The 12,819-nt window shown below is 54.5% G+C and carries 10 protein-coding genes; 2 read left to right on the top strand and 8 right to left on the bottom strand.

Annotated elements, in window-relative coordinates; translation table 11 throughout:
• Window positions 1–142: 142 nt before the first annotated feature.
• From AC4IE8_RS14840 to AC4IE8_RS14805, 8 genes are all read right to left on the bottom strand, one after another.
• A complete protein-coding gene (locus tag AC4IE8_RS14840) occupies window positions 143–1,003 on the bottom strand; it encodes a M48 family metallopeptidase (protein ID WP_068988899.1) in 861 nt (286 codons plus the stop codon).
• A gap of 8 nt (window positions 1,004–1,011) precedes the next feature.
• Window positions 1,012–1,461 (bottom strand): YbjQ family protein, encoded by a 450-nt coding sequence (locus AC4IE8_RS14835; RefSeq protein WP_068988902.1) that lies wholly within the window; start codon window positions 1,459–1,461, stop codon window positions 1,012–1,014.
• Between the two features lie 4 nt (window positions 1,462–1,465).
• Window positions 1,466–1,780, bottom strand: a complete 315-nt coding sequence (locus AC4IE8_RS14830) for a YbjQ family protein (protein ID WP_068991527.1) — start codon at window positions 1,778–1,780, stop codon at window positions 1,466–1,468.
• A 183-nt stretch (window positions 1,781–1,963) separates the two neighbouring features.
• On the bottom strand, window positions 1,964–3,178 hold the full coding sequence (locus AC4IE8_RS14825) for an HDOD domain-containing protein (protein ID WP_490791348.1): 1,215 nt from the start codon (window positions 3,176–3,178) through the stop codon (window positions 1,964–1,966).
• A complete protein-coding gene (locus tag AC4IE8_RS14820) occupies window positions 3,175–5,307 on the bottom strand; it encodes an ATP-binding protein (protein WP_490791347.1) in 2,133 nt (710 codons plus the stop codon). Before AC4IE8_RS14820 ends, AC4IE8_RS14825 begins: the two co-directional genes overlap by 4 nt.
• A 409-nt stretch (window positions 5,308–5,716) precedes the next feature.
• A complete protein-coding gene (locus AC4IE8_RS14815; protein ID WP_490791351.1) occupies window positions 5,717–6,052 on the bottom strand; it encodes a LysR substrate-binding domain-containing protein in 336 nt (111 codons plus the stop codon).
• Window positions 6,053–6,102: 50 nt separating this feature from the next.
• On the bottom strand, window positions 6,103–7,752 hold the full coding sequence (locus tag AC4IE8_RS14810; protein WP_490791346.1) for a hypothetical protein: 1,650 nt from the start codon (window positions 7,750–7,752) through the stop codon (window positions 6,103–6,105).
• 79 nt (window positions 7,753–7,831) lie between these two features.
• Window positions 7,832–9,670 carry an alkaline phosphatase PhoX gene (locus tag AC4IE8_RS14805; RefSeq protein WP_068988920.1) on the bottom strand — a complete coding sequence of 613 codons (1,839 nt, stop codon included), beginning with the start codon at window positions 9,668–9,670 and terminating at the stop codon, window positions 7,832–7,834.
• A gap of 235 nt (window positions 9,671–9,905) precedes the next feature.
• On the opposite strand from AC4IE8_RS14805, the gene trkA reads away from it, so the two are divergent.
• Together trkA and AC4IE8_RS14795 are read left to right on the top strand one after the other, a co-directional pair.
• Window positions 9,906–11,279, top strand: coding sequence for a Trk system potassium transporter TrkA (gene trkA, locus AC4IE8_RS14800; protein ID WP_490791345.1), 1,374 nt, complete (start codon window positions 9,906–9,908; stop codon window positions 11,277–11,279).
• Between the two features lie 15 nt (window positions 11,280–11,294).
• Complete coding sequence (locus AC4IE8_RS14795; RefSeq protein WP_068988925.1) at window positions 11,295–12,746, top strand: TrkH family potassium uptake protein; 1,452 nt, start codon at window positions 11,295–11,297, stop codon at window positions 12,744–12,746.
• The last annotated feature ends 73 nt before the right edge of the window (window positions 12,747–12,819 follow it).

Here is a 12,819-nt window from a genome sequence, read left to right as displayed (position 1 = left end):
CCCACGGCATGACTCATCTCCCATTGAGAATTTGTCATACAGTTTATTTCAGGTGTTACCCATGTCTCCGAACATGTGTTACCTATGTCTCCGGTCTATACACCCGTAAAGGGAGAGGGGCTTTCAGGCTTGGTGTCTGTTTTTATTCATGACCTTGATCGTCAGCCGCCAGGTTAAGCCAGTCAGGAAAGTCCAGGGGAAGCGGCGTGGCTTGCGCCTCTGTTGTCGAATGGGCGAGCTCTCTGCCAAAAGCATGGATATGTTGAATGCGCTTTTCCGACAGCGGGTGGGTGCTGAAAAACTCCGGTAGTTTCATTGCGCCTTCGGCCTCCTGCAGGACCTCGAACAGCTGGTCTGCGCCCACTACATTGCCATAAAGTGCCATCAGAGTCTTGAGTGCGGTTTTGTCCGACTCGCGCTCCTGATCCCGGCTGAAGGTCAGTGAGGTGACCAGGCCTGTGTTGCTGACGATCTGGTCGGCCATCTTGTCACCCATTGTGCCGCTGAGCATGGAGAGGGCCAGCCCGATAACAACCCCACGCCCAAGACTGCGGATCGGGTGACGGTGTTTGACATGGGCAATCTCATGGGCGAGCACCATGACCAGTGCATTTTCGTTCGGCAGTTTTTCTAGTAGACCGCGAAACATATAGACATGACCACCGAGTGTGGCGAAGGCATTGACAGTGTCGTCATCCACATAATGAACAGTGATCGTCATCTCTTCCGGTAATGACTGAGCTTTGACTATCTGTTCGGTCAGTGCTTCGAGATAACCCTGCATGGGGCCAGGGTCCGATTCCGCCAGCAGTTCCTTCGAGGCAATCCGCTGCTCAACTTCGAAGGGAATGTGATGGGCCAGTTTGTCGGCGAAAAAACCCAGTAAAAGAACAGCTGCCACTATCAGACCAAGCACCCCGGCTGTGAGCATGAAGAACTCTTTTAACGGGTGTTGTTTGCTGGTATTGATCCCTTCAGGAATCTGTGGGTTGCTGTATTTCATGAGGCTTTTTATTGATCTGTCTTCAAAGCGGTACCGTAGGCCAGAACTTCGACAGAACCGATACTGTTGCCTCGTCCCTTATGAATGCTGGAAGTCTCCAGCTTAACGTTGAAGACGATGTCAGCATGGAGTTTTTCAGCCTCCGCCTTCATGCGCAATATGGCTTCCCGTCTGGCACGATCGACCAGGCTCTCATAGGAGGTGACCCGGCCACCTACCAAATTTCTCAGTGTGGCAATGAAGCGTTTGAAATAGTCCACCGAGACCACCACACTGCCACTGACCAAGGCTGCATCTCTACTGCCTTCATTCATCGGGGGAAAGCGGGAGGTGACTGCCGGTATATGACGCAGTGTATTCTCCCTGGCGATTATGGATTTGTAATGCCTGCTTTCAGCGTAGCTGCCGAAGCCATATCCCAATGCCAGCAGGGTGACCAGAATAATCAGATCGATCATGCTTTCACTCCAGGACTACAGCAGTTCCATAGGCGAACAGTTCAGCCGCCCCGGCGGCAACGCTCGAAGTGGAAAAACGTACATTGAGAACCGCATTGGCGCCCACGGCTTCCGCCTGTTCGATCATCCGTTCCATCGCCTCGGCGCGGGACTCCTGAAGCAGTTCCGTATAACCTTTCAGCTCACCACCAAAAATGTTTTTCAGGCCGGCCATGATATCCCGCCCGACATGTTTGGCGCGTACAGAGCTGCCCTGAACCAGGCCCAGGTGCTGCACGATCCGCTTGTCCGGGAGAATCTCGATATTCGTCACTATCATCATCGTTCCTTATTGAAGTGCTATGAATGCGGGGTTTAAGACCTGCACATAGATTGCCTGCTGGAGGTTTCAATTGCCATCAATTAATTAAACTGCAATTAATTGAGTGGTTGAATGGGTGTGAAACGAGACGAATTTGTCTAGGGCCTGTTAAAGGCTCTGCTCTATCGGAGTAACGGCAGGTTATGACTCAATCTCATCGGTAAGTGATTGCCATTGATCCAGTTGGTCCAGCATGCCGAGCGTCTGCAGGTACTCCCTGTCCAGCGGTGAGGTTTCCGCTGTCTCTGTGCCATGCTGGTGAATCAATGCATTGGCAGTATGTGCGATGGTCAGAGGGCTGAATGTCTTCTCGGCTTGCAATGAAGGCAGGTTGTGCAGTGCCACGGCTTCGACCACAGATTCGGGTAATCCCCACAGCCCCAGCAGATAGGCGCCAACCGTGCCGTGGGTTGCGCCGAAGATATCAACTTCAGCGCTGGTGCGGGTTTGCTGTTGATCTGTCAGTAGCGCCTCCATTCGGCTGTAATCCTCAGGCAGGTTAAGCGCCAGGATCAGCTTACCGATATCGTGCAGCATTCCAGCCAGCAGACAATCCTCGATGAGGGTTTTCTCCATCCCCTGCAGATTGGCGATCTGTTTGGCGAGTGATCCGACTTTCATACTGTGAGCCCAGAGTGAATCGAGGGAGAACTCTTTGGTCGACAATTTGTCCTGATCAAACTGTTGGAAGATACCGATGGAAAGCACCAGGGGTTTTAATATCTCCATGCCCAGCAGAGAGGCAGCATCGACAGGATTGGAGATGTGCCGGCCAAGTCCGAAAAAGGCTGAGTTGACCAGTTGCAGGGTTTTTACCGTCATTGCCGGGTCTTTGGCAATCAGTCTGCCGATGTCAGCGACGGCTGTGTTGGGATCCTGGATCAGACTGACCAGCTCATTGTAGATGGTCGGCAGACTGGGTAGTGCCCGCATTCCTGAGATCAGTGACTTCAGTTCACTCTTGCCAAGCAGGTCGCGTAAAGAAAAGGCTCGTACCAAGGTGGCCTTGAGTACTTCCACTTCGCAGGGTTTGTTCAAATACTGATGGGCAGGCCCCACGGTTTTCATCACTGTCTCCTGATCGGATTGACCGGAGAGTACAATGCGCACCACATGGGGATGGTTCTGCGCAATACGATCCAATAACTGTGCTCCATCCATACCAGGCATCCGCATGTCGGTGATCACCGCATCGATATGGGTCTCTTCGGCTTTGCTCAACGCCTCCTGACCGCTGTCGACAAACAGCATGTCCCACTGTTTTCGATAGGCCCGCAGACTGCGTCTGAGACCGGAGAGAATGTTACCTTCATCGTCTACGAACAGAATTCGTTTCTTATCCTCTGAATAGTTCAATTGATCTCTCCTGTGATCGGCAGCTTGATGATGAAGGTGGTGCCTATGCCGAGTTCCGTCTCGAAACTCAATTCTCCATCGTGTTGATCAACGATGATCTTATGGCTCAGAGAGAGACCCTGGCCAGTTCCCTTGCCAACCTCTTTGGTGGTGAAGAAAGGGTCGAAAACATGATTACGTGCATCTTCGGGGATGCCTGAACCGCTGTCGCTGATGCGTATGACACACCAGTCATCCTTCGATTCGGTGGTGATGATGATGTTGCCCAGTTCACCGCTCTCCCCAACCTTCTCTGCAATCGCGTGGGCGGCATTGACAATGATGTTCAGCAGTACCTCATTCACAGGTCCGGGAATGCATGGGACCTGGGGCAGTGCCGGTTGCAGGTCGAGCGATAGTTCCGCATGATATTTCCAGGCATTTCGCGCGACCGTAACCGTGCTTTCGATCGCTTTGTTGATGTCGGTGAGTGTCTTCTCTTCCGAACCGGGGTGGGAAAATTCCTTCATCGCCCGAACGATGGTGGCAACCCGATCGACGCCATCGAGAGTCTGTTGGATCGATTTTGGGATCTCCTCCTGCAGGTACTCCAGATCCACCTCATCGATCTGCTCGTCCAACTGATCGATCTGCTCAGTGGCGATGTTGTTGGTGCGGGCCTGTTCGACCAGATTGTGTTGACTGTCGATGATCTCGGCGATGTCATCAAACGCATCACGCAGAAAACGCACATTGTCACCGACATACTGTATGGGTGTATTGATTTCGTGTGCGATGCCAGCCGCCAGCTGACCGATGGATTGCAGTTTTTGCGCTTGTTGTATCTCCGATTCCAACTGCTTCTGATCGGTGACATCATCAACAATCAACAGATAGCCGTCGCTGTGACCAGAGCTGTCGTTGTAAGGTGTAACACAGATGGATAGCAGTCGGTTGGAGCCGTTTTGTTGTTTGAAGCGCGAATCAAAACGGTCCGGTTTCTGTGAGTTGCTCAGGATGGTCTCGATCTCGTTTGAGATCTGTTTCCAGTTCCAGTCGATCGGACACTCAGCGATCGGTTTGCCTTGCACCTGCTCTGCAGTCAATTCAAAGATCGCTGCTGCCTTGTCATTCCAGTGACTGATGCGCTGCTTCTCGTCGACGCCGATAAGAATGGAGGTCAGGGATGAGAGCAAGCGACTGTTTTGCTGCTGAGCCAGTGCCAGTTGATCATTGGTTCGGGCGCGCTCGATGATGCCGGCCAGTGTATCGGCAACGCCTTGCAGGAAAACGATCTCATCCTCTTTCTGTAGATGTCCCTCTCTCAGATAGAGCGTCAGTACACCCAATACATCGCCCCGGGAGAGGATAGGCACAATATAGTGACCATGGGGGGACATGCCCTCGGTCCTGTTTTCATGACGCTCGTCGATACAGTCGGTGAACTGAATCTCGCCTGTCTCGGCGGCACGGCCGCAAAGGCATTGACCAAATTCGACACGTTGACAGAGCTCGACGAGTTCCGGGTCGAGATTGGTGTGGGCCATCATCCAGAGTTGCTTGTTGTCGCTGTTGCTGACCAGGATGGCTCCTTGATGCAGCATATCGGTGAGTGGCGCGGAGAGAATCACATCAAGGCACGCCTTCAGCAGCTGGTCAAAAGGCATCTTCTTGAGTGAAAGACTCAGCAGGGTATTGAGTACATGATGGGTGCGGCTCTGTTGATGAAGATTGCTGTAGGTGTGGTATCGCTTGATCGCATATTCCACCATCCGCTTTAGCGAAGCTTCATCCATCTCCCCAACAAACAGACACTCGTCAGCACCCTCGCCAACCCACATGGCAGCCAGCTCGGGATCTTCATATTTCATGGTGGCAATAATCGGTGCGTAGGAGAAGGCATCACGCAGGGAGCGTATGGCTGAGGGTGTGGGCATATCGGCCAGGCCGGTGTCGAGCAGAATCAGATCGTAATGGGTCTGACTGATTTCATGCAGGGCATCAGCGAGTAGCTCGACTATATTGTGCTCGATCTTCTGTTGGGCGTCCATTCGTTGAAGCAGGTCCTTCATCTCCTCGGCACTGTCCGGGTCATCATCCACCAATAGGACCCGAATGTCATTGCTATGCTGAGAGATATCATGGGGCATAGAGATGGTTACTCCTGTGCGCCGCCACAATATCCAATGTGGCTAAAACCTGATGGCTCGTTACAAGCCAGTGTCAGTTGTTCCTATGATAAAGAGCAGCTAAACCTCCTGAGCGCTAAACAGTTTATCGGCTTAACTAGACAACTTCTTTAGTCTTAACCGATAAGAGTTTTTTATGGTAAAAGCCCTATTCTTCAAATGGTTATGCAAAAGTTGTGCGGCCTAAAAACCAAGCAAAGAGCCATGGTTCTATCTGCTTGATTCTAGCAGTTGCCTTCCGTTCATGAATGAAGTGAATTGGATTCTGTGTGTCTGTTATTTGAAGGAGCGTAACCAAAGATAAGCTTGGATTGAGTGAACGATTTATGCCAGACGTAGATCGCAGACTCTTGCTGGTAGGTAGCCACTGTCATCGGGGTGATCCGGTTTCCATCTGCGACGCGAATTTCTGAAATATATGGATGAATCTCTGCTGGAATGTGCGTAGATAGTTATCCCGGCGACAGCCGATCTTGGTCACTTCCCAGAGAAAAAGATGGTTCAGGGGTTTCATCACCAGGTCATTGTCTTTGTCCTGTTCATAAGCCAGGTCGGCAATGATGCCGATACCCAGGCCTTCCCGCACATAAGTTTTGATCACGTCTGTATCGGTAGCGCTCAATACCACATGGGGAGTGAGTGCCGCTTTGCCGAAGGTCTGATTGAGATGGTTGCGACCGGTGAAGCCGTCAAGATAGCTGACGATCGGGTGTTGGAGCTGAGCCGCACCCTGCGATGGTTACAGGCTAGTGGCAGTTACCAGGCCAGGCGCATATCCCAGCTGTATTGACGATCTTCCGGCAGCACCGGAGCGGTTTCTGGATCCACCTCCCGATAGACATTCACTGCTGGTGTGACATTGGCGTCACGGCCGTGAATGAAGTCCTGATCCTTCACGATCGCCATGTAGGCCTTGTTGAGGGTCAGGGCGCGCTCTGCACTGGGGGTGATCAGTTCATAGACGTCGGCCGCCGAGACCTTCTCTTCGTTGACATTGCCATCCTCATTGAACCACTTTTCGATGATCTCCGGGTTCTCCCGGAACTCATTACCGCCGCCGGCGATTTTCAGGTAGTTGAGGATCTCTCCTTCCGTGCCGCCCACATTCGGCGCATCCTGCATTCCCTGCAGATCGATATATCCCCAGCCTGCCGCTCCGGTAACCTTGCGAGGGAAGGCGAAGGTCTGGTCGATGGTACTGCCGATGCTGGTGTGACAACCCATGCAGAAGAGGGTCTCCTCCTCGCTCTGTTTGCGCAGATGGCCGTCTGCCGCTTCGATAAAGCCTAACACCTGCCAACCGAAACCGTTGTCCAGGCCATCGTCGCCGCGGGAGACGAAGTTGGGCAGATTGCCATCGAGTTTCTCCTGTTTCTCATTGCCGTACTGAGAGAGCAGGGCCGGTGCCGAGTAGAAGGTATGCTTGCGCATATAGCGTACCTCTTTCATTCGTGCCGGAATGTTGATCGACATATCTTCAGCCAGGCCCACGTAACGCACGGTATGCAGAAACTCGGTATTCTCCGGGTAGAGCATGGGTGTTACGCTGATTCCCGAGGCGTTGCCCACATAGAAATCAGGACGCTCTATCTCTTCAACGACACCAAGCTGTCCGTCACCGTTGAGGTCCATACAGAAGTTGTTTTCATCCACCGGCGGCAGGGAGATCTGCTGCAGATCCTGTATCGCCGCTTCAACGATGGCGAGATTAGCGATGTAGGTATCCCGGGAGTAACCGCTGCCGTTACAGCTCTGCTCGCGGAACTCCGCGGGGAGCCGGATCATCACGTCGTCGGTGGAGCCGTTGGTCGGCCAGAATGTGCTGGGCAGGGGTTTGTAGTTGAAGGCCACCCAGTGGCTGCCGTCCAGGGCGAATCCCTGTTGATCGAACGCGCCAGCCCCCAGGTGGAGGTTTTCAATGGCCGGTACAGGTCCATTCCAGGATTCGCTCTGCAGCTGTTCGATCAGGGTCGTGTAGTTGTCGGTGTAGATATAGTCGATGACCTCCTGGTCACTGATCTGAGCAACCGCTTCCGAGCGGTCTTCGAACAGATTCTGCCAGTGGTTGGTCACGCCGATCTCAGAGAATGAGTATTCCGCCTGCAGTGCGGCATCATCCATGGTGTTCGGTCGGCTGCCGAAAGTATAGGACTGGTGACAGGTCATGCAGGGATTATGGGTCGCCTCATGCTTGGTGTAGCACTGGGGAGGGACGATCGCCTCCTGGTTGTAGACCAGACCGGTCTCCTCCGGGCGCAATGTGCCGGCGGGGGATTTTGCATAGTCGGTTGGGAAGCTCAGCGAGTGGTTCTGGTTGTCACTCTGATTGTCAGAGTCACTCGAACCACCGCATCCGCTGAGAGAGACCATCACCAGGATAGGAATCATTGAAAATAGTGCTTTCATTCGTAATCTCCTAAACGCAAAAGGGGGGCGGCATCAGCCACCCCCCAACTTCCTTGGTTGTGCAATCTACCTCAGATGATTAGATTGCTGGATCATCGAATACCCAGACCACGTTGTTCTCGTGGTTGCCGGTATCCTCACCGATCAGTACCCGACCGTCGTCCATGATCAGCAGGTTGTCAGGATTGGAGATGTTATTGACGTTACACTCGTTGACCGAGCGGTCAGCGTAGTAAGGACCACCGACAATCGCCGGTACCATGGTCATCACATCAACCTCACCGGCGGCGTTGCGCATCAGCTTCATGCGGTAGACAACACCACACTTGCCGTTGTCGCCATTCAGCTGAATGGCGCCTTCGTCGTCGCTCATGGTCGCGTCGAAGCTGGACATGGCCATGTACATGTAGGCCTGGTCGCCGTCAGCCGCGCCGCCGTTCCACCAGGTCGAGGCCAGGTTGTAGTTGATGTTGACACCTTCCATCTTGCGGAACTCCCCGGTAGCGCCCAGAGCAACAGCCGCTTTGCGGCTCTCCAGGTAGGCGACACGGTCATCGCTGAAGGGGTTGGCGTCGACAGTGACGTCCTCGTCACAGCTCAGGTCGGCACCCGATTTGGACTCGGCCCAGTCACAGACCTGCTCATCGGTGATGTAGTTACCATCGGCAAAGGTGCCGTCGAAGGAGGCGATGGCCGCTTCAATCTGCGTTTCGCCCATGCTGGCCAGTTCGATCCACTCGATGCCGAGCGCCGCTTCGGCGGGATCATTCACACCCGCAGCCTGAGTGATCTGTGCGGCATACAGGGTGCCCGCGCTCATGTCGCCGGCCACATCAGCGACGAACTTGAAGAACACAACGCCGGTACCGTCGTCGCTAAGGAAGACCGTTCTGTCGTCAGGCATGACAACCGAGTTCTCATGCGAGAAGCGACCCATGGTCTCCAGCTTGTTCACAGTCACGTTGGCAACCGCAGCATCGGCAGCGTTGCCGATTTCTACGATGTAGCCGTAACGGTATGGGTTCGGCCAGTCACCGCTACCATCTGTGGGATATCCCAGGTAGGTGGCCAGAGACTGTGGATTGCTGAAGTACTCGTAGTCAGGATTGAACCAGTCTGAGGTGTCATCAAAGTAGAGCTCTTCGGCAGACATTGGGGTGTTCCAGGGGCTGACGGTACCGAAACAGTTGACCCAGGTGCCGCCGACACCGGAGAAATCGATCATGCCTTCCTGGGTGATGTTGCCGTAACCGCTATCGGTCAGGCCACTCACCTGGATACGGCTCATGCTGCCGGGACGATCCTCCCAGTTGGTGTAGACGTAGAAGCCGCCATTACCGTCAGAGACAACGCCGTTGAAGTCAGGGTCGTTGGAACTCTTGATCTGGGTGGCGCCATCGGCAGTCATAATGTCGCCCATGGCCAGGCCATCATCCAGACTGTCGCCCTGTTGTGCGAGTACCTGGTAAGAGCCGACGGCGGTCATGACCACCTCTTTCTGGGCAGTACTGACCGGCAGGTCGAGTGCGCCGAAGTTCTCAGGCAGAGCAGAGAAATCCTGGCCGACGATGACACCTACGGTGCCTTTGTCGAAGACTTTACCAGCCGCATCGGTGGTGGTATTGCTGCTGCTGGGATGCTGAACGTTCAGGAACAAGGTGTTGTCACTGTTGAGATAGAGGCCGGTGAACTCCGCATCCAGTGGAGCGGTCGCCAGGCGCTTCAGGCCCAGGGGAACATAGTTGGTAATACCGTCAGCACCATCGGTGCCGTTGGTGCCGTCAACACCGTTTTGACCATCGACACCGTCGTCGCCATCATCACCGTCACAGCCGGTAAGTAGCAGAGATGAACATAAAATAGCGGCCGTGATGGATGCCGGCAAAGCTAACAGACGAAATGATTTCTTTTGCAACATAGAATATGCTCCCCATTAAGGCGTAATACTTGTAAGCCGCGTGCATTCTAGGTAGCAGGCATTGCGAAACGGTGTCATATTAGTGGTGTTTTTATGAATGCTATATTTCATTCGTATGTATCCGGCAGTGAGGGCCGGTTGTGGGTTTGCAGCCGATCGTTCAAGTCGACTCAGGTAGCTGGACAGAATGTGACCGATAATTTGCTGGCCTTTATCAACAACACCCGATGAAAAAATGAAAATAATTATTCTCGGTGCCGGTCAGGTTGGACGCTCGGTTGCCAATGCATTGGTCAGCGAAGCCAATGACATCACGGTGGTTGACCAGAACCTGGACCTGCTGACTGAACTGCAAAACCGTCTTGATCTGGGCACGGTCAGGGGGCATGCCGGTCACCCGGATGTGCTGCGCCGTGCCGGGGCGGAAGATGCGGATATGATATTGGCGGTCACCAACAGTGATGAGACCAATATGGTGGCCTGCCAAGTGGCCTATACGGTGTTTCATACCCCCACCAAGATCGCCAGGGTTCGCGCCCAAGGCTATCTCGACTACCCGAAACTGTTCGAGAAGCCAGGCTTTCCAGTTGATGTGTTGATCAGTCCTGAGCAGTTGGTGACCGACTACATCCTCAAGCTGATCGAGTACCCCGGTGCTCTGCAGGTGCTTGATTTTGCCGATGGGCGGGTGCGGCTGGTGGGCATCAAGGCGTTTTATGGTGGTCCCTTGGTGGGCAATGAGCTTTCAACCCTGTATGAGCATATGCCCAATGTGGATGCCAGAGTGGCGGCCATCTACCGGGAGGGTGAGGTGATCCAGCCCCAGGGGGATACGGAGATCAAGGCGGAGGATGAGGTCTTCTTCATTGCCGCAGCGGAAAATATCCGCTCGGTGATGAGTGAGCTACAGAAACTGGAAAAGCCCTATAAACGACTGATCCTGGCCGGTGGCGGCAATATTGGCCGACGGCTGGCCTCCTCACTGGAACAGAAATACCGGATCAAACTGATCGAAAACAATCAGTCCCGGGCACGGGAGATTGCAGAGCGTCTCGATATGACCATTGTGCTGCATGGGGATGCGGCGGATGAAGATCTGCTGCTGGAGGAGAACATCGAGAACACCGATGTGTTCTGTGCTGTCACCAACGATGACGAGGCCAACATACTTTCGGCGATGCTTGCCAAGCGTCTCGGCGCGGCACGGGTGATGGCGCTGATCAACCGCCCCTCCTATGTGGATCTGGTGCAGAGTGGGATCATCGATATCGCCATTTCTCCACAACAGGCCACCATCGGTACCCTGCTGACTCATGTGCGGCGGGGCGATGTGGCCCAGGTTCACTCACTGAGGCGTGGTGCGGCCGAAGCGATCGAGGCGGTTGCCCACGGAGATCGCAGCTCATCCAAGGTGGTTGGCCGGGTGATTGAGGAGATCAAACTGCCCAAGGGCTCAACCATCGGTGCGGTGGTGCGAGGCGAAGACGTCTTGATCGCCCATCATGACACCATGATCGAGAGTGGCGATCACGTGATCCTGTTCCTGGTGGACAAGCGAAAGATCCATGAAGTGGAAAAACTGTTCCAGGTCGGTGTGACCTTTCTATAAGGGCCTGTCTGTAAGATGCATCTGTTTGTGGTACAGCGAATATTGGGTGTGTTGCTGATGGTGTTCAGCCTCACCATGTTGCCGCCCCTGGCGATCTCTGTCTGGGTGGATGATGGTGCGCTGATCGGTTTTACCGATGCCTTCATCGTAACCCTGGGTCTCGGGGTGGCCTTCTGGGCGCCGGTGCGCAATCGGCATCAGGATCTCAGGGTGCGGGATGGCTTTCTGGTGGTGGTGATGTTCTGGGTGGTGCTCGGCCTCACCGGCTCCCTGCCGTTCATGTTTGCCGAGAGCTTCAACATGAGTCTCACCAATGCGGTGTTTGAATCGGTCTCCGGACTGACCACCACCGGGGCGACGGTGATCGTCGGCATCGATGAGCTGCCGATGTCGATCCTCTACTATCGTCAGCAGCTGCAGTGGCTGGGTGGCATGGGCATCATCGTGTTGGCCGTCGCGGTACTGCCGATGCTGGGCATCGGTGGTATGCAGCTCTATCGCGCCGAGACTCCGGGACCGGTAAAGGATAACAAACTGACCCCGAGGATCACCGAAACCGCCAAGGCGCTCTGGTTCATCTATCTGGGGCTGACCCTGAGCTGCATGCTCGCCTACTGGCTGGCCGGCATGAAACCGTTCGATGCCCTGGGGCATGCCTTCTCAACGGTGGCGATCGGCGGTTTTTCCACCCATGATGAGAGCATCGGCTACTACGACAGCACGCTGATCGAGATGATCGCGGTGGTCTTCATGCTCCTCTCCGGCGTCAATTTTGCGCTGCATTTTCTCGCCTTTCGCCGCCGCTCACTGAAAACCTACTTCGAGGATTCGGAGTTTCGCGGCTATATCACCACCCTGAGTATCGTCATTATCCTGGTCTCCGTCGCCCTCTTCCTGATGGGCGTGTACGGTACCTGGAGCGAATCGATCACCCGCGGCATCTTTCAGGCGGTCTCCATCGGCACCACTACCGGCTTCACCACCGCCGACTACTCCCTCTGGCCAGGATTTATCTCGATCCTGTTGCTCTTTGCCAGCTTCATCGGCGGCTGTGCCGGCTCGACCGGCGGTGGCATCAAAGTGATTCGCTTTCTGCTGCTGGTCAAACAGGGGCTGCGGGAGATCAACCGTTTGATCCACCCCAATGCGGTGATTCCGATCCGGGTTGGCGGCAAGACCATACCCTGGCGCATCGTCGATGCGGTGTGGGGCTTCTTCGCCCTCTATGTGGCCAGCTTCGGGGTGATGTATCTGGCACTGGCCTCAACCGGTCTGGATCTGATGACCTCCTTTTCAGCGGTCGCGGCGAGTATCAACAACCTCGGCCCCGGGTTGGGCGATGTCGGAGCCCACTACGATAGCCTCAACGACCCGGCGAAATGGATACTCTGCTTCGCCATGCTGCTGGGACGCCTGGAGATCTTCACCCTGCTGGTGCTGTTGACCCCGGCCTTCTGGCGCAAGTAGTTAAGTAATATATTGCCGTGAATCAGCACCGATTTTCCGCAAGATTTCAAACCCCCAAACAGTAACTTCAAAA

It is taken from the genome of Candidatus Thiodiazotropha sp. AKAK2 (assembly GCF_058244685.1).
The sequence above is the reverse complement of the archived record's forward strand: the minus strand, read 5'-3'. Positions and strand labels throughout refer to the sequence as shown.

Bases quoted from the DNA above. Each gene is read 5' to 3' on its own strand.
- AC4IE8_RS14840 (WP_068988899.1), bottom strand. From the start codon at position 1,003: ATGAAATACAGCAACCCACAGATTCCTGAAGGGATCAATACCAGCAAA.
- AC4IE8_RS14835 (WP_068988902.1), bottom strand. From the start codon at position 1,461: ATGATCGATCTGATTATTCTGGTCACCCTGCTGGCATTGGGATATGGC.
- AC4IE8_RS14830 (WP_068991527.1), bottom strand. From the start codon at position 1,780: ATGATAGTGACGAATATCGAGATTCTCCCGGACAAGCGGATCGTGCAG.
- AC4IE8_RS14820 (WP_490791347.1), bottom strand. From the start codon at position 5,307: ATGCCCCATGATATCTCTCAGCATAGCAATGACATTCGGGTCCTATTG.
- AC4IE8_RS14810 (WP_490791346.1), bottom strand. From the start codon at position 7,752: ATGAAAGCACTATTTTCAATGATTCCTATCCTGGTGATGGTCTCTCTC.
- AC4IE8_RS14805 (WP_068988920.1), bottom strand. From the start codon at position 9,670: ATGTTGCAAAAGAAATCATTTCGTCTGTTAGCTTTGCCGGCATCCATC.
- trkA (WP_490791345.1), top strand. From the start codon at position 9,906: ATGAAAATAATTATTCTCGGTGCCGGTCAGGTTGGACGCTCGGTTGCC.
- AC4IE8_RS14795 (WP_068988925.1), top strand. From the start codon at position 11,295: ATGCATCTGTTTGTGGTACAGCGAATATTGGGTGTGTTGCTGATGGTG.